Source organism: Leeuwenhoekiella nanhaiensis, assembly GCF_002744755.1.
In the GTDB taxonomy this organism is placed as follows: domain Bacteria; phylum Bacteroidota; class Bacteroidia; order Flavobacteriales; family Flavobacteriaceae; genus Leeuwenhoekiella; species Leeuwenhoekiella nanhaiensis.
In genome coordinates, this window is record NZ_KZ319289.1 from 66,132 (window position 1) to 84,332 (window position 18,201).

Consider the following 18,201-nt stretch of genomic DNA (forward strand, 5'->3'; position numbering starts at 1 on the left):
CGGGAAGATGAGATTGAAAAATTTAAAGTATTTACTGTGTGCTTTTGTTCTTTTCAGTTTGGGATGTATAGAAGAGATCCCTTTGGAGGCAGATACTTCTCAAGGAATTTTGGTTGTAGAAGCTCTCATCAGCAATAAGTTAATAAGACAGAAAGTAAAATTAACGCGTTCTTTTACTTTAGAACAGAGCATTCCTGAGTTTGAAGAAAATGCCAATGTAAAGGTCGTTGGCGATGATGGTAGTAGCTTTATCTTTAGCGAAGTTTCGGAAGGCAACTACTTATCCAATAGTCCATTTGCAGCTCAACCCGGAGTAAAGTATATGCTTGATATTACAACACAGGATGGTCAGAATTATCGTTCTGAAGAAGAACAGATTATTGGGACTTCAGAGATAGATAATGTAGATGCTAAACGAACACAGAATAGAGATGGGGAGACTGGTGTGCTCATTACGGTTGATGGTCAGAGTTCGGCGGAAAATGGTTTTTATTTATATCAATATACCGAGACTTATAAAATAATTTCACCAAATCAGGTCAATGAGGATCTTACTTATACAAAAATTGACAATTCCACCTATGTTTTTGAATTGGTTCCTAAGCAAAAAGAGGAGAAAATATGTTATAACACAAATATAGGTAACAGCATACTTGTAGCTTCTACCGAGGGGCTTCAAGACAAAAGGGTTCGGGATTTTGAATTACGTTTCCTTAGTCAAGAAAACCCAAATATTGCTCATCGGTATAGTATCAACGTGAGTCAATATGTAGTGAGCAATGCAACTTTTCGATTTTATTCCACACTAAAAGAGCTTAGCCAATCTTCTAATGTATTCGTGCAAAATCAACCGGGATTTTTAGAGGGCAATTTATATGAAGTTGGAAATCGAGATAATAAGGTTATAGGCTTTTTTAGCGTTGTCAGTTTAGCAGAAAAGCGTATTTTTTTTGACTATGAGGACTTTTTTCCTAGTGAAGAGGATGAAAAGATAAAAGGTAGTTTTGCTGGAAATTGTGATCCTACCCGCCCTTTATCAGATGAGCTAGGAAGACTACTTGAACGCGGGTCTGTAAAGTTTTTAGAAGATATGATAATACCAGAACCTGATCATCCTGAAGGAGGAGGTGTCTACAGAGTAGTACCTACAAGGTGCATGGATTGTACCGTTCATGGCACCAACATCAAACCAGATTTTTGGATAGAATGAGATCATATATAAATCTTAGCGTATTGCTCCAACTCTTAATGACTTTGGTTAGTTCAGTGGTTTGGGGTCAAGAGAAAATTGATTACAATAAGCTTGAGTCGGAAGAAGTCAATTTGCAGACTAATGGGGCTGTTTTTCTTTCAGGTGAAACGGTCTACATAAGCGCATTTTCTTTTTTAGGATCCTCTTCGCGCCCTTCGCCACTTAGTAAAATTTTATATGTGACTTTGGTTGATGATACTGGTGAGGAGGTAAATTTTCAAAAGATAGCTTTAAATAAAGGCAGAGGGAGCGGAGATATTTTTTTGGGTACCAGCTTAGAAACCGGACATTACAAATTAATCGCATATACTCGATGGATGCTTAATTTTGGTAAGCAGCATTTCTTTGAAAAAGATTTAATCCTGATTAATCCGTATCGTAGGCGTAAAGCAGATAAGCCATATTCCGACTACCCGGAATATCTTGAAAATATTTCCTTTCTGGAAATGACTTCGCCCTATCTCTCCATTGCCTTAAATAAAAATATTCTTAAGCCTCGCCAGCCTTTAAAAATTGAGCTAAAGACTCAAGGTAAAGATGCATTAAGTGGAAGCTATGCATTGTCTGTAAAAAAAATAGATAGTTTGGACTTTATAAAAATGCAATCATCAGTGGAGCTAAACTGGAATTTTAATCAGAATTTAAATACCGATGGTTTTTTGGCACCTGAACTGAGGGGAGCTTTGGTATCGGGTAAATTAAATCTTCCGGACAAAAACGGAGAGAAAGAGAACAAGACGGTGGTACTTTCTTTTTTAGATGCAGACAGGACACCAGAATTTGCATTGACCGATGATGCAGGTAGATTTACATGGGTTTTGGAGGAATTACCAACCAGCCGTCAGACCATGGGAGAAGCAATAGGTATAGAAAATGTTTATGATTTTGAAATTTTTGAAGATCCCAGACCAGAGTATTCAGATTTGACTTTTCAATCTATAGGCATTGATCGTGACCTTAAAAATCTTATTGAAAGGCGGAGTGTAGCTAATCAAATAGAAAACGCCTATTATCAATTTAAGCCTGACACCATAATTGAAACCCCAAAAAAAAGGCCTTTTTACATTGATGCCGGAAAGACGTTTACACTAGCAGATTTCACTCGTTTTGATACATTAAAAGAAACTTTTACGGAGATAATACAGGGTGGGGCTGTACGTACGAGGAATGGGAAGCCGGTATTCAAAGTAGAAACCAGCAATTTTATAAAAGGAAATGAAGAATATCAAACATTACTCTTGGTTGATGGCATCTTCGTAACCGATAACAATTTTCTATATAACTATCCAGCGAGGAATATAGAAAGCATTACCGTAGTGCCGGAAGAATATTATATTGGTCCACAGCGTTTTTCGGGTGTTCTGGATATTCGTTCATTTAATGCAGACTTTAAAAGACAATATATGTCACAGGTTGCACAAGCAAAATCCATTAATGCGGTAGCTATACAGAAGAATTATTTCCATCAACGATATGATAATGATCAGAATCAGACTTTGTCCAACATCCCTGACTATAGATACCAACTGTTATGGAAGCCGTTAATCTTCTTTCAAAATAATTCAAAAATTTTAAATTGTTATACTTCTGATGTTACAGGAATGTTTGAAGTGGTAGTATCGGGTTTTACGGGTTCTGGACAGCCCGTATTTGTTAAATCATTTTTTGAAGTAACTAATTGATTTCTGGTTGAGCATCTTGTTAGAAGTAATTTCTGTAAATTTTTTTGACATTTCGCTATCTATCGAACCTAAAGGAGTCTTTAAGAATATTTGTTAGGACTTTTATTTGTAGACAAAAACGCACCGAAGTTGAGATGTGTTTGAGAGCTTAAAGCAAGCATCGCATTCCTGTAGAAAGTCCTATCTCTTAAAGTATCCTACATTACAAATGATGAAGCCTGATATATTTTTTAGCTAATTCTGGATTAGAATAAATTGTTACTATATATATACAACCCTACTATTTGAAAGTGTTCAAGTTTGGAGAGGCTTTAACCACCTGTTTTCTAACCAAAATTCCCTAATTTTGCACACTTATTAGAAAACGCAGACCATGAGCACAAAGTTTCCTGAATATAAAGGACTTGACCTCCCTAAAGTAGCCGAAGAAATCCTGAGCTACTGGCAGGAGAACCACATCTTTGAAAAGAGTATCTCAACCCGCGAAGGTAATGAGCCCTATATCTTTTTTGAAGGTCCGCCTTCAGCAAACGGGATGCCCGGTATTCACCATGTGATGGCACGTGCGATAAAAGATATTTTCTGCCGTTTTCAAACCCAAAAAGGAAAGCAGGTAAAACGTAAGGCCGGTTGGGATACCCACGGACTTCCGGTAGAGCTGGGTGTTGAGAAAGAACTCGGCATCACCAAAGAAGACATCGGCAAGAAAATAAGCGTTTCAGAATACAACGAAGCCTGTAAAAATGCGGTCATGCGCTATACCGATGTATGGAACAACCTTACCGAGCAGATGGGCTACTGGGTAGATATGGAAGATCCCTACATCACCTACAAACCCAAGTATATGGAAACGGTGTGGTGGCTACTTAAAAACATTTACGATAAAGGCCTTATTTACAAAGGCTATACCATACAACCCTATTCTCCTAAAGCCGGTACCGGCTTAAGTTCGCACGAACTCAACCAGCCCGGCACCTATCAGGATGTGACCGATACTACGGTAACGGCGCAATTTAAAGTAGTTGAGGACGAGACGTATAAAGCCTCTCCTTTAGCGACTTTTGAAGGAACAAAATACCTGATGGCCTGGACGACCACTCCATGGACCCTGCCTTCAAACACGGCTTTGACTGTTGGTAAAAAGATTGACTACGTTTTAGTCAAAACCTTCAACCAGTATACCTTCGAGCCTATTCAGGTGGTGATCGCAAAAGCGCTTGTAGGGAAACAATTTTCTAAAAAATTCTTTGTTGCCGAAAGTGAAGAAGATTTTACCAATTTCAGCGAAAAAGACAAAAAGATACCCTATCAAATCGTGGCCGAATGTAAAGGAAGCGAACTGCTTGAGTTGCGTTACGAGCCGGTGATTGATTATGTACAGCCGCATGACAATCCGCAGGATGCATTTCGGGTGATTGCCGGAGACTTTGTAACTACCGAAGACGGTACTGGTATCGTACACACCTCACCTACCTTTGGTGCAGATGATGCGCTGGTTGCCAAGCAGGCAGAACCGCCTGTACCCCCTATGTTGGTTAAAGATGAAAACGGTAATCTCGTACCGCTTGTTGACTTGCAAGGGCGTTTTCGTCCTGAGTTGAAGGAGTTTGGTGGCAAATACGTTAAGAATGAGTATTACGATGAAGGCGAAGCTCCCGAAAAGAGCGTTGATGTCGAAATCGCGATCAAGCTCAAGGAAGAAAACAAAGCTTTTAAGGTGGAGAAGTACGTGCACAGTTATCCCAACTGCTGGCGTACCGATAAGCCTATTTTATACTATCCGTTAGATTCCTGGTTTATTAAGGTAACCGATGTGCGTGATCGTATGCACGAACTCAACCTGGGTATCAACTGGAAACCCAAAGCCACCGGAGAAGGCCGTTTTGGCAATTGGCTTGCTAATGCCAACGACTGGAACTTATCGCGTTCACGGTATTGGGGAATCCCATTGCCCATCTGGAGAACCGAGGATGGCAAAGAGGAAATCATTATTGGTTCGGTTGCCGAACTAAAAGAAAAAATCACCGAAGCGGTAAAAGCAGGTGTGATGGACAGCGATCCGTTTGCAGATTTTGTGCCGGGCGATATGAGTGATGCCAATTACGATTTGATCGACCTGCATAAAAATGTGGTAGATGAAATCAAACTGGTTTCGCAAAGCGGAAAACCTATGCGTCGCGAGGCAGATTTGATTGACGTTTGGTTTGACAGCGGAAGCATGCCGTATGCACAATGGCATTACCCGTTTGAAAATAAAGAGAAGGTTGAAGAAACCTGGCGCAAGGCCGATTTTATCGCGGAAGGCGTTGACCAGACCCGCGGTTGGTTCTACACCCTGCACGCCATAGCCACAATGACGTTTGACGATGTGGCGTATAAAAACGTGGTTTCAAACGGACTCGTGTTAGACAAAAACGGACAAAAAATGTCGAAGCGTTTGGGTAATGCGGTAGATCCGTTTACCACGCTTAATACCTTTGGTCCTGATGCGACCCGCTGGTATATGATCAGCAATGCAAACCCCTGGGATAACCTCAAGTTTGATTTAGATGGAATAACTGAGGTGCAGCGCAAATTCTTCGGTACGTTGTACAATACCTATTCGTTTTTTGCGCTATATGCCAACCTGGATCAATTCAACTTTGCTGAAAAAGAAATCGACTGGAATGAAAGACCGGAGATTGACCGTTGGATTTTATCTGAGCTCAACACGCTTATCGCTGAGGTTGACGCGTTTTATGCCGATTATGAGCCAACCAAAGCAACCCGTGCCATTTCAGACTTTGTACAGGAAAACCTGAGTAACTGGTTTGTACGCTTAAGCCGTCGCCGTTACTGGAAAGGGGAATATGCTCACGATAAGATTTCGGCATATCAAACCTTATATACCTGCCTGATCACGGTTGCAAAACTGGGTGCTCCGGTAGCTCCCTTTTATATGGACCGTTTGTATAAAGATTTAAATGGTCTAACCGGGCGTGAAACTTCAGAAAGTGTGCATCTTGCTGATTTTCCGGTGAGTGATGCTTCGCAAATAGACCGCAGTCTGGAGCGTAAAATGCAAAAAGCACAGACGATTTCGTCGTTGACGCTTTCGCTTCGCGCAAAAGAAAAAATAAAAGTAAGACAGCCTCTGCAGCGCATTATGATCCCTGTTTTAGACGAAGGGCAGCGTGCAGAGATACTTTCGGTACAGGATTTGATAAAATCTGAGGTAAATGTGAAGCAAATTGAACTGATTGACGATGCTTCGGGTATCCTGGTAAAGAATATTAAACCCAATTTTAAGGTTCTTGGACCTCGTTTTGGAAAAGACATGAAGCTGGTAGCTAACGCTATCACTGCGATGAGTGCCAAGGATATCGCAAGCCTTGAAAATGAAGGAAAATTCTCGGTGGACATTAATGGAAAAAGTGTTATTTTGGCGCCCGAAGACGTGGAAATCACCTCTCAAGACATTGAAGGTTGGCTGGTTGCGAGCGGCGGTGGATTAACTGTTGCACTTGATGTTACCTTAACCGAAGAGTTGAAAAATGAGGGTATTGCCCGTGAACTGGTTAATCGTATTCAAAACCTGCGAAAAGACAGTGGTTTTGAGGTTACAGACAAGATTGAAGTACAATTACAGCGTGACGGAAAGGTCGAGAAAGCCGTTAACGAGAACTTAGACTATATAAAAATGGAAACGCTCACCGCAAAACTCGACGTTGCAGAGCAGGTTACTAACGGAATAGCCATTGCTTTTGATGATGTAGAAACAATATTGGCTATTAAAAAACAGTAAACAATTATGGCGGCAGACATTAAAGAACGTTACAGCGATGCCGAACTTGAAGAGTTCAGAGTGTTGATTCAACAAAAGATTGATAAGGCTCAGAAAGATCTTGACCTTATTAAGAGTGCTTATATGAATGACGGTAATAACGGTACAGATGATACCTCACCTACATTTAAAGCTTTTGAAGAAGGTAGCGAGACTATGAGTAAAGAAGCAAACTCTGCTTTGGCCATCCGTCAGGAAAAGTTTATACGCGATCTTAAAAACGCATTGACGCGTATTCAAAACAAGACTTACGGAATTTGCCGCGTAACCGGTAAACTGATCAATAAAGAACGTCTAAAGTTAGTACCTCACGCTACCTTGAGTATTGAGGCTAAGAATATGCAGAAATAATACGCTGTACAGGCTTAAAACAAAACGCTTCAGAATGTTCTGGAGCGTTTTTTGTTAGATTAAAGTGCTATGCGATTAAAAGAAATTTTTTGGGTATTCATTTTTTTGCAAGGCCTTAGCGGTTTTGCCCAGAAACGTATGCTCAATACGCTCGATTCGCAAGCTGTTAAAGGTATTTTTATAGATTCTGATCAGGTTTTTGAGGTGTTTATTAAGGCGGTTGAGGGTTCCGGGTTTAGCGTAAATGCTGAAGTGGAAGGCGAAACTTTTGAAACGCTTAAGTTGGATACCAAAGTAGAAAACGGTCTTTGGCATATAGAAACCGGGCGCACTTACGGTTTTAAAAATATAGACGACAAGCTGGCGGCGCACAAAGTGCTTTCGGTGGTGTTGTATATTGAAATGCCTCTGAATAAAGAAGTTTGGGTAGATTCTGATCTCGCCTCGGTACAATTGACGGGTGCTTTTGATCAAATCAATCTCAATTTATCTGGAGGAGGTTGTATACTGAATGATTTTCGCGGAAGCGGAATTGTCAATACGCTGCGCGGAAGCATTACGGCAGCAGTGAGTGATACGCGTGTGCTGGCCGAAAGCCGTAACGGTATTGTAAATACTAAAGAAACCAGTGCCGGAAGCCATCTGCTTAACCTGAAAACCATTGACGGCGATATAAGCGTAAGTCAATCTGAATAATTTGAGTATTTTTACCCGCCTTTAGCACTTCACTAACCCAGTAGAAGCGCGGTGTGGGTATTAAAAATTAAGGAGCCTGTGATCTCAAATCCGGGTTCGGCTATTAAAAAAAGCAGATGTCACTAAAAAAAGCTATAGGGATTATCGTCCTGATCTTGCTGATAGACCAAATCAGTAAACTGTATATTAAAACCCATTTTCAGCTTCATGATGAAGTAGTTGTTTTTGACTGGTTCCGTATTTTATTTGTAGAAAATGAAGGTATGGCCTGGGGAGCTCAAATCCCCGGAAACTATGGTAAAATTATTCTAACGCTTTTCAGAATAGGAATACTGCCGCTTATAGGTTACTGGTTGTATGACAGTGTGAAGAAGGGAGCTTCCAGAATTTTAATCACCGGCATCGCGCTCATTTTTGCTGGTGCTTTTGGTAACATAATCGACTCTGTATTTTACGGAGTAATATTTGACGGCAGTGCAGGTCAACTCGCGACTTTTATGCCCGAATACGGTGGCTATGCACCCTTATTCTATGGCAGGGTGGTAGATATGCTCTATTTCCCGATGTGGAAAGGCTATTTGCCCGAGTGGCTACCTATCTGGGGTGGTAAGTATTTTACGTTTTTCAACGCGGTCTTTAATATTGCCGATATGGCTATAAGTACCGGTGTTGGCTTGCTTCTGGTATTTAATAAACGTGCATTTGCAAAGGATAAGCAGGAAGCGCAGGAGCCTACAGCATAATGATAAACTTGGTGCCGTAACCGGGCTTGCTGGTGACGTCAATTTTTCCTCCTAAAGCCTCAACTTCATTTTTTACGATAAACAAGCCTACATTCTGACTGGTGTCTGAATTGCTGGTCTCGTTAGAAGACATTTGAAAAATCTTATCGGTATTGCCCTGCAAATCGTAACCCTTGCCATTGTCTTCAATAATCAGAGACAATTTCTTTTTGTTTTCCAGACAATAGGCTTTGATTTCGGGTTTGCGATCTGGACTTTTGTTAAGGATTCCGTTCTTAATCAGCGTACAGAAAATATTGTGTAAAAACTCCGGATTGTACTTGATCACCGGTGTTTCTGAGAAATCAGAGTATAGATAAGCTTCTTCCAGTTCAATGAGTGGGCGCAATTCTTCCTTACTCCGATCAAATGCTTCTTCCAGGCTTATAGACACCAATGGGTCTGCAGCTTTGTTTTGTATGGAAACAACTTCTTTGAGTCTCGATACCGTTCTGTTTAAGCTGGCAGCGATCTCTTTGTAATTGGCAAAAAGTTCTTTTTGATCTTGCGGAAGTTTATTGGTGTCAACTAACTGGCTGGTAAGTTCTAGGTTGTTTACGTGCGATTTGATGTTATGCGACACATAATTCGCAAAAGTGAACAGGCGCGAATTGTTTGCTTCTACCACTTCAATAGATTTTTGAAGCATCAGTTCACGCTCTTTTTTCTCATTGATGTTAATCATGATTCCTTTAATACCCGTAACGCGACCTCTGGAGTTTTTAATAGGCTTGGCTATGCAATGTGCCCAAAACGGTTTATTGGTATACGTAACCATTTTTAAGATTCCGTCAAATTCAGCCTCCCCTTCTCCCAGCTGCTGGAATGTTTTGATAACAAGACCGTGAAATTCCATATCAAAAAAGTGAAGCCCGTGCTTAAGAGACGGCCGGTAGTTTTCCGGTGTTTCCAGAATATCCTGAAGTTGTTTATCAAACCAGGTTTTCTTTTCTATAAAATTGATACTCCAACCCCCTGCTTCGGCAACTTTGGCGACCTGCTCGTAATAAAAGCTGTCCTGTTTCTCTTTGGGAGATTCAACTTCAGATTTAGATAAAAAAGAGAAAAATCCGGTATTAGGCGATTTTGACATCCTGCTTGGAAATTAAAATTTGATTGAAGATAACAAAAATATAAGTCTTCTGTTAAAACCTATAGGTATTAAGAGGTGTTATGCAGTGTGTTAATGCTATGTCTTCAGAATTATGAGGTAATGCGACTTCAGGCTCAAAAAAATTCAATCCGATTTTTAAGGCTTCAGGCTTGCACGCTGCCAAAAATCGATCATAAAAACCTTTACCATAACCCAGGCGATTTCCTTTTTGATCGCAGGCTAACAGTGGAATGAAAATGACATCCAGTTGTTCGGCTTGTAGTTCCAGACCATTTTGAGGTTCAGGGATTCCCCATTCGTTGGGTTTTATAACCAGATTATCAGTGAGCAGATAATGCCTCATACTGAGCTGCTCAAAATCACTTTTAGAAAGCACTATATTTTTGTCCTTTCCGCTTAAAATATTGAGAATATACTCGGTATTGACTTCTCCCAGCTTCACTATAGGTAAAAAGATATGGTAAAACTCGTGTTGCCAGATATCAAGCGAAAGCAATCTGTTTGCGATTTGCAAACTGGCTTCTTCCCGCTCTTCAGGCGTAAGTAGCCTGCGTAAATCTTTATACTTTTTTCTGAATTCGGCCTTACTCTTCATCTTCTGCCAATGCTGTTGATAAGTGAAAGATGGCGTCCCCTTGATAAACCAATGAGGCTTCGTTAGTATTGATGATGTAGCCGTCGTTTGGGGCCTTTACTTTATGTCTGAACGAACCGTAGGGGTCTGTAATGGTTGCAATCACTTCATTCTTTTCTACGAAATCACCGCAGGTAATCTTTAAATGTAAGAGACCGCTGTATTTGGCCCGTAACCAGGTGCTGCTTTTTATGGTCACCACCTTTTTACCGTCTGCTTCCGGCGGCTGATGTTCCTTTGAAAGCATTTTAAAGTGATGCAGTATGCGTATTACGCCGTGTACTCCCGCGCGGGCAATATCTTTATCGCTAATCTGAGATTTTCCGCCTTCAAAAAGGAGAATGGGAATATTCATCTTTTCGCAGGTTGAGCGATAGGATTTGGTGATATTCTTTGAATACACAATAAAGGGAGCGCCAAAGATCTGCGCGTATTTCAGCAACTCTTCCTTTTCAGGGTCTACCCGTATTTGAGCTACGTTAAAACGGCTGCCGCCACCCGTGTGAAAATCGAGGCAAAAATCAGCAATGGGTAAAATCTTATTGGTAAACTGATAGGCAAAGCGACTGGCGAGTGAGCCGTTACGCGTTCCGGGAAAAACCCGGTTGAGGTCCCGCCCATCGGGAAACGCCCGGTCCATATTTAAAAAACCAAAAACATTGATTACCGGAATGCAAACGATAGTGCCGCGAGCCGGTTTGTTTATTTTTTTCGAAATCACCTGACGTACGATTTCCACTCCGTTGATTTCATCGCCATGAATCCCGGCAGTAATCAGGATGCAGGGCCCCGGTTTCTTTGACCGCTGAATGATTATAGGCACTTCAACAGAAGTGGTGGTGTAGAGTTTGGCCAGATTAAAATTGAGCGTGCGTTTAGCTCCGGGCGGAATTTTTTCGCCCAAAATATGCAACACATTTTTCTCGTCAAATCCCGTCATAGGCTATACTCCGCGTTCGATGTAGCGAATAACACTTTTGGCAATATCTTTTCCGGTGGCCTTCTCAATGCCTTCCAGACCGGGAGACGAATTTACCTCAAGAATAAGTGGTCCGCGCGCACTTTGCAGCATATCAACCCCTGCGACACCAAGCCCCATCGCTTTAGCGGCTTTAATTGCCGCATTTTCCTCATCATCGCTAAGTTGAATTACTTCCGCAGTTCCGCCACGGTGTAAGTTTGATCTGAATTCACCTTCCTTACCCTGACGTTTCATTGCACCTACAACCTGACCGTCAATTACAAACGCTCTAATGTCGGCACCTTTCGCCTCCTTAATAAACTCCTGAACGATTACGCGCGCTTCGAGACCGTTAAAGGCTTCGATAACAGATTCAGCCGCATTTTTAGTCTCTGCGAGAACAACTCCCAACCCTTGTGTACCTTCAAGAAGTTTGATAATGAGAGGAGCTCCTCCTACGTGATCTATAACCTCGGCTACATCTCTACTGTAGTTGGTAAATACGGTTTTGGGAAGACCCAGACGCGCACGGGAAAGTATTTGCAGACTGCGCAATTTATCGCGGCTGCGCACCAGCGCCTGAGATTCGGTTGTGGTAAAACAACCCATCATCTCAAACTGGCGTACCACGGCAGTACCGTAGTAGGTGATAGAAGCACCAATACGAGGTACAATGGCATCTGTTTCAGAAAGATACCTGCCTTTATAATAAACCGAAGGTTTTTTCTTTTCAATAATGAGATCACACTTCAAGGGATCAATTACCTCGACATCGTGTTTACGCTTCTTGGCAGCCTCGACCAGGCGGGCTGTAGAATATAATCCAGAGTTTCTGGAAAGGATTTTTATGTTCATAGTTGCTTTTGTGAGTAGGAAACATCGGTAAGCTCGGTGTCTACTACAAATTTTTTGGTCAGAAATTTACGACCTATCAAAACCGGAAAACGCATGTCTTCGCGGGAGCTCAGTGTAAGTGATATTTTGTGAACTTTATTGAAAAGCCTGATGTTGCTTTGTACCACATAGCGGTATTGAATCTCGCCGTTACTGCTTTTAACAGCCGTAATATCATAAGATTCAAAGCGCATTTCTTTCCCGTTATATTCGGGATGTTTAGGGTCTAAAAAAGTACAGCACAGAATGTTGTCTTCTTCGCGTATGTGATTGCAGTGTATTGAAGAGGTATACGCACCGGTATCGATTTTAATATCGATATCTGATAATCCCAGCGCAGGGAAGTCTGCCTGATCGGTACGACCTATAACCTTCTTTTCCATGGTTTGCAAAATACAAAAAGCATGTTTGATTTGCATGAAAGCTGATCTTAAAACAATTCAAAATTCTTAATGGTGATTTTGGAAGAGACCCGGCCAAAATTTGGTTTGCGGCTGACGGGTATTTCTTTTTTTAGCGACCAATAAGCTGTAATTTTGAGTGGTATGGAAACCCCAGATTTAGAAATTCAGCTTAAGACTTTACCCTCCAGCCCAGGGGTCTATCAATACTATGACAAAAAGGGCAAGCTGCTCTACGTAGGCAAAGCCAAAAATTTGAAAAAACGCGTGTCGTCGTACTTTAATAAAAAGCACGACAACGCCCGCACCCATATGCTGGTGCGCAAGATTGTGCAGATTAAACATATTGTGGTAGAAAGCGAGACCGATGCCTTGCTGCTCGAAAATAATATGATCAAAAATTACCAGCCGCGCTATAACGTCATGCTTAAGGACGACAAAAGTTATCCGTGGATTTGCATCAAAAACGAGCGTTTTCCCAGAGTGTTTCCTACGCGGCGGATGATTAAAGACGGCAGTGAATATTACGGGCCGTATACGAGTATGAAAACCGTACATACCCTGCTTGATCTCATCAAAGGGCTGTATCCCTTGCGTACCTGTAATTACGACCTTTCAAAAGAGAAAATAGAGTCGGGCAAATATAAAGTCTGTCTCGAGTATCATTTGGGCAATTGTCTGGGTCCTTGTGAGGATAAGATTTCAGCGGAAACCTATCATGATAATATTGAAGCCATTCGGGATATCGTTAAGGGAAATTTTAAAGACTCGTTGCACCGTTTCCGCTCTAAAATGAAAGAACACGCAGATGCGATGGAGTTTGAAGATGCCCAGCGCATCAAAGATAAAATAGATATTCTGGAAGGGTATCAGGCTAAAAGCACCGTGGTCAACCCGTCTATCAACAATGTAGATGTGTTTAGTATTGTGTCTGATGAAGGTTACGGTTACGTAAACTTTTTACAGCTCTCACACGGAGCGATCATACGCTCCCACACGCTCGAGCTCAAGAAAAAACTCGACGAATCTGATCAGGAATTGCTCGAGATCGGTATTATCGAAATCAGGCAGCGCTTCAACTCGCAGTCTCCGGAGATTTACACGCCATTTGAAGTTGATCTGGGCGAAAAATTTAAAGTTACCGTACCCAAACTGGGCGATAAGAAGCGTATTGTAGAGCTTTCTGAGCGCAATGCTAAATATTTCAGGATGGAGCGTTTTAAACAAACTAAAATCGTAGATCCTGATCGTCATGTTAACCGGCTTATGGCGCAGATGAAGGCCGATTTGAGACTTTCGGTTGAGCCGCGGCATATTGAATGTTTTGATAACTCCAATATTCAGGGGACTAATCCGGTTGCGGCCTGTGTGGTTTTTAAAGATGGAAAACCCAGCAAGAAAGATTATCGTAAATTTAATATTAAGACGGTAACGGGACCCGATGATTTCGCGTCTATGGAAGAGGTGGTTTTTAGACGCTATCGCCGCCTGCTTAATGAAGACGAACCCCTGCCACAGCTCATTATTGTAGATGGTGGTAAAGGTCAGCTTTCATCAGGAGTTAAGGCCTTAGAAAGTTTAGGATTACGCGGTAAAATTGCCATAATCGGGATTGCAAAGCGGTTGGAAGAATTGTTCTATCCGGGAGATTCGATTCCGCTTTATTTGGATAAAAAGAGTGAAACTCTAAAAGTGATTCAGCAACTGCGAAATGAAGCCCACCGGTTTGGGATTACTTTTCATAGAAACAAGCGCAGCAGCAATGCCTTAAATACCGAGCTGGAAACCATTAGCGGTATTGGTGAAAAAACCGTGGTGGAGTTACTGCGGCACTTTAGATCGGTAAGTAAAGTCAAGGCCGCTTCAGAAAAAGCCCTTGCAGAGGTTATAGGCCCGGCAAAGGCCAAAATTATATACGAGCATTATCAACAAACGGAATGAAAAAATACACTGCCTTAGTCCTGCTTCTTTTAACACTGACTTCTTATGCTCAGGACACAACAGGCGTGGATTTTAGTAAAGTTCCCTCAGGCAAGGATTTAAAAGTAGGCCTGGTGCTTAGCGGGGGCGGTGCCAAAGGCCTCGCGCACATCGGTGTGCTTAAAGAGCTGGAAGAAGCCGGCATCAAAATCGACTACATAGGCGGTACCAGTATGGGCGCTATCGTGGGCGGACTGTATGCTGCCGGTTACAACGCGCAGCAGTTAGACTCCATTTTCAAGGTGGTTAATTTTGAAAAACTCATTCAGGATGATATACCGCGTAGTGCACGATCGTTACAGGAACGTACCGATGCCGAAAAATTTGCTTTAAGCCTTCCCTTTGATCATTTCAAAGTCTCTTTTCCTTCTGCTTTATCAAAAGGTCAGAACGTGTATAACCTATTTATCAGGCTTACCCATCACGTTGAGGAAGTTGATGATTTTACCATGCTTGATATTCCATTCTTTTGCGTAGCAACCGATGCGGAAAAGGGGGAAGCGATCATTATGGATAAGGGTTGCCTTGCGGAAGCGATCTCAGCAAGCGGGGCTTTGCCGTCGTTGTTTAGTCCGGTGATTCTTGATGGGCAGTTGCTTATTGATGGGGGCGTGGTTAACAACTATCCGGTAGAAGAATTGCGACGGCGGGGAGCTAATTTCATTATTGGCGTAGATGTGCAGGATGATCTCCGGGATAAGGAAGAGCTCAAAAGCGCGCCTGAGATGCTGATGCAAATAAATAATTACCGCACTATCAATGCGATGAAAGATAAAACTGAACTTACAGACATCTACATCAAACCCAACATCGAAGAATACACGGTGATGGATTTTGAAAAGGGTGACAGTATTATCAAAGCAGGAACTAGCAAAGCCCGCGAATTTGGCGACGAGCTTAAAAAACTAGCCGCCCTGCAAGATACGCTTTACCATAAGCCACCGGCTTTACTCAAACAGGGCGATACCCTGAGCATTCGCAGTGTTGCGATTAATGGTAATACCTATTATACGCGCAGTTACATTTTAGGGAAACTCAAAGTCAAATTACCTGCTGAGATCACCTACGATAAGCTCTTTGAAGGTATAAATAACCTTGCCGCTACTAATAACTTTGAGCGCATCAACCACCGTCTGGAAAAATACGACAGCGGTCAGTATCATTTGGTGCTTAACCTTGCCGAGAGCGAATCAACCACCTCTCTCAAAGCGGGCTTGCACTATGACGATATTTATAAGAGTGCAGCACTCATAAATATTACCAAGAAACGGGCGCTTTTTAAAAACGATATCGCTTCGCTGAGTGTCGGTTTGGGTGATAACATTCGCTATGATTTTGATTATTACAGCGACAACGGTTTTTATCTGGGTTTTGGTCTGAAGTCCAGATATAACAGTTTTGAAACGCGGGTAGATGCCCGTTTTGTGGAGCAGTTGAGTGACCTCCCTCTAGAGAGTTTCAACAGCCTTACGGTTGATTATATGGATATAACCAACCAAATATATTTGCAAACCCTGTTTCAAAAGCAATTTGCATTGCGCATAGGCCTGGAGCATAAATTTTTAGAAATAGATACCGAAAGCGTGCGTTTAGCGGAAAATCCCGACAGCAAAGTCTATTTTGATAACAGCCATTATTTTAGCGCTTACGGTAATTTATTGCTTGACACCTTTGATGATAAATATTTTCCAACTTCCGGCTGGTATTTTAATGGAGACTTCAATCTGTATTTGTTTTCATCAGATTACAACAACAATTTTGACGAATTTTCAATGGGGAGTGCCCAGCTTAAATACGCAGCAAGCCTGAGTTCGCGTTTTGCGATGGTGCTGGGTGTAGAAGGTGGTTTTAAAATAGGCGGTACAGGCGTAAATACGTTAGACTATGTTCTGGGCGGCTGGGGAAATGATTTCATCAATAACATAGTCTCTTTTTATGGCTATGATTATGTGAGTCTTACCGGTGATGGTCTGGTGAAATCTGAGATTACGTTTGATTACAATTTTTATAAAAAGCATCATCTTAATTTTGGCGGTAACATAGCAAATATTGAAAACGACCTTTTCACCAGCGGAAACTGGTTTTCTGCGCCTAACAATACCGGGTATTTCCTGGGCTACGGATTAGAAAGTCTTGTAGGACCTTTGCAGACGAAACTGTCGTATTCTCCTGAGATCGATAGGGTGTTTTGGAACTTCAGTTTAGGTTTTTGGTTTTAAGAAAAAATTAGCCCAAAACGCTTCCGGTTTTACGATATTTGTAAATAACGATAACGTTTTCGAAGAAAAATATAAACTATGCCTTTTTATCATCAACTCGGTAAGATTCCGCATAAGCGGCATACCCAATTTAGAAAACCCGATGGCAGCCTGTATTACGAGCAGCTTTTTGGCACCATCGGTTTTGACGGGATGTACTGCAATATGTATCACGAGCAGCGCCCCACTCAGGTTAAGGAGATTAAAGGAAGCAAAAATGTAAAGCCCAAAATTGCCAAGGCAAACCACATTCAATCCTACCGCTTCAGAGGTTTTGAGATTAAGCCCGAAGCTGATTATCTGGATAGCCGTAAGCCTGTTTTGACCAATAGCGACTGCACCATTATTTTGGCGGCTCCGCAAAATAAAACTCAGGACTATTTTTACAAAAACAGCGATGCAGACGAACTCCTGTTTGTGCATCGCGGTAGTGGGAAATTCCGCAGTCACCTGGGAAATCTCGATTTCAAATACGGGGATTATATTGTGGTACCGCGCGGCACAATCTATAAGATGGATTTTGACGACAGCGACAACCGCCTGTTTATTGTAGAATCTCGCCACCCCATTTATACCCCAAAACGCTACCGCAACTGGTTTGGTCAACTACTCGAGCACTCGCCGTTTTGTGAGCGTGATTTGAGACGGCCTTACGAGTTAGAAACAAATAACGAGACCGGCGATTTCCTGATGAAAATCAAGAAGCAGGACGATCTGTTTGAGATGATTTATGCCACGCATCCGTTTGACGTGGTGGGTTATGACGGCTACAATTATCCCTACGCATTTTCCATTCACGATTTTGAGCCTATTACCGGGCGCATTCACCAACCGCCACCGGTGCACCAGACTTTTGAGACCAGTGCATTTGTGGTGTGCAGTTTCTGTCCGCGCAAATACGATTACCATCCGCAGAGTATTCCGGCGCCGTACAACCACAGCAATATTGACAGCGATGAGGTTTTGTATTATGTAGACGGCGATTTTATGAGCCGTAATGATATTGAGGCGGGGCACATTTCGCTGCATCCTGCCGGCATTCCGCACGGGCCACACCCTGGAGCGACTGAGCGCAGCATTGGCAAGACCGAAACCGAAGAATTGGCCGTCATGGTAGACACGTTTAAGCCTTTACAGATTTGTGAAGACGCGATGCCTATTGCTGATGAAAGCTATTATAAATCCTGGCTTCCACATTAATTTTTAGGAGCTGTTTCCTGCTTTCCGCTGTATCTTTTTCCCGGTGCTTCGATACAATTTGCCGCTGGCAAATCACTCAGCAACCGGTAAAAAGGATGCCGCTGCAATCAGGGCTAGGTTGATTAGCAATTCAAATTAAATACGAAATACGAAAGTGGAAATACAAAGTTTTA

14 protein-coding genes are annotated in these 18,201 nt (G+C 42.1%); 9 read left to right on the forward strand and 5 right to left on the reverse strand.

All coding sequences use genetic code 11. The features are described 5' to 3' along the window. The first annotated feature begins 7 nt into the window (after positions 1 to 7). The 6 genes from CJ305_RS06950 to CJ305_RS06975 all read left to right on the forward strand — a co-directional run bounded on the left by CJ305_RS06950 (position 8) and on the right by CJ305_RS06975 (position 8,547). Positions 8 to 1,210 carry a DUF4249 domain-containing protein gene (locus tag CJ305_RS06950; RefSeq protein ID WP_099645543.1) on the forward strand — a complete coding sequence of 401 codons (1,203 nt, stop codon included), beginning with the start codon at positions 8 to 10 and terminating at the stop codon, positions 1,208 to 1,210. Between the two features lie 23 nt (positions 1,211 to 1,233). Next, a complete protein-coding gene (locus CJ305_RS06955; protein ID WP_143469356.1) occupies positions 1,234 to 2,934 on the forward strand; it encodes a hypothetical protein in 1,701 nt (566 codons plus the stop codon). A 373-nt stretch (positions 2,935 to 3,307) separates the two neighbouring features. Further along, complete coding sequence (gene ileS / locus CJ305_RS06960; protein ID WP_099645545.1) at positions 3,308 to 6,718, forward strand: isoleucine--tRNA ligase; 3,411 nt, start codon at positions 3,308 to 3,310, stop codon at positions 6,716 to 6,718. A 6-nt stretch (positions 6,719 to 6,724) separates the two neighbouring features. Continuing rightward, positions 6,725 to 7,108 (forward strand): TraR/DksA family transcriptional regulator, encoded by a 384-nt coding sequence (locus CJ305_RS06965; RefSeq protein WP_099645546.1) that lies wholly within the window; start codon positions 6,725 to 6,727, stop codon positions 7,106 to 7,108. 69 nt (positions 7,109 to 7,177) lie between these two features. Further along, positions 7,178 to 7,804, forward strand: coding sequence for a hypothetical protein (locus CJ305_RS06970; RefSeq protein ID WP_099645547.1), 627 nt, complete (start codon positions 7,178 to 7,180; stop codon positions 7,802 to 7,804). 116 nt (positions 7,805 to 7,920) lie between these two features. Further along, positions 7,921 to 8,547 (forward strand): lipoprotein signal peptidase, encoded by a 627-nt coding sequence (locus CJ305_RS06975; RefSeq protein ID WP_099645548.1) that lies wholly within the window; start codon positions 7,921 to 7,923, stop codon positions 8,545 to 8,547. Here CJ305_RS06975 and CJ305_RS06980 read toward each other — a convergent pair. From CJ305_RS06980 to CJ305_RS07000, 5 genes are read right to left on the reverse strand one after another with little or no spacing between them, the layout of a single operon-like run. Continuing rightward, a complete protein-coding gene (locus CJ305_RS06980) occupies positions 8,537 to 9,679 on the reverse strand; it encodes an ATP-binding protein (RefSeq protein WP_099645549.1) in 1,143 nt (380 codons plus the stop codon). The two genes, CJ305_RS06975 and CJ305_RS06980, sit on opposite strands and share 11 nt — an antisense overlap. Positions 9,680 to 9,731: 52 nt before the next feature. After that, complete coding sequence (locus CJ305_RS06985) at positions 9,732 to 10,295, reverse strand: 5-formyltetrahydrofolate cyclo-ligase (protein WP_099645550.1); 564 nt, start codon at positions 10,293 to 10,295, stop codon at positions 9,732 to 9,734. Then, entirely contained in the window at positions 10,285 to 11,274 is a 990-nt protein-coding gene (locus CJ305_RS06990) for a succinylglutamate desuccinylase/aspartoacylase family protein (protein WP_099645551.1), read from the reverse strand. The genes CJ305_RS06985 and CJ305_RS06990 overlap by 11 nt, the downstream gene beginning before the upstream one ends. A 3-nt stretch (positions 11,275 to 11,277) precedes the next feature. Further along, positions 11,278 to 12,150: a 30S ribosomal protein S6--L-glutamate ligase gene (gene rimK / locus CJ305_RS06995; RefSeq protein ID WP_099645552.1), complete on the reverse strand. Its 873-nt coding sequence runs from the start codon at positions 12,148 to 12,150 to the stop codon at positions 11,278 to 11,280. Continuing rightward, on the reverse strand, positions 12,147 to 12,572 hold the full coding sequence (locus tag CJ305_RS07000) for an ATP-dependent zinc protease family protein (protein WP_099645888.1): 426 nt from the start codon (positions 12,570 to 12,572) through the stop codon (positions 12,147 to 12,149). The genes rimK and CJ305_RS07000 overlap by 4 nt, the downstream gene beginning before the upstream one ends. Before the next feature lie 162 nt (positions 12,573 to 12,734). Here CJ305_RS07000 and uvrC point away from each other — a divergent pair, with 162 nt between their 5' ends. The 3 genes from uvrC (at position 12,735) to CJ305_RS07015 (ending at position 18,028) form a co-directional block, all read left to right on the forward strand. Further along, on the forward strand, positions 12,735 to 14,531 hold the full coding sequence (uvrC, locus tag CJ305_RS07005) for an excinuclease ABC subunit UvrC (RefSeq protein ID WP_099645553.1): 1,797 nt from the start codon (positions 12,735 to 12,737) through the stop codon (positions 14,529 to 14,531). Next, positions 14,528 to 16,789, forward strand: a complete 2,262-nt coding sequence (locus CJ305_RS07010; protein ID WP_099645554.1) for a patatin-like phospholipase family protein — start codon at positions 14,528 to 14,530, stop codon at positions 16,787 to 16,789. The genes uvrC and CJ305_RS07010 overlap by 4 nt, the downstream gene beginning before the upstream one ends. Before the next feature lie 78 nt (positions 16,790 to 16,867). After that, complete coding sequence (locus CJ305_RS07015) at positions 16,868 to 18,028, forward strand: homogentisate 1,2-dioxygenase (protein WP_099645555.1); 1,161 nt, start codon at positions 16,868 to 16,870, stop codon at positions 18,026 to 18,028. Positions 18,029 to 18,201 lie beyond the last annotated feature (173 nt).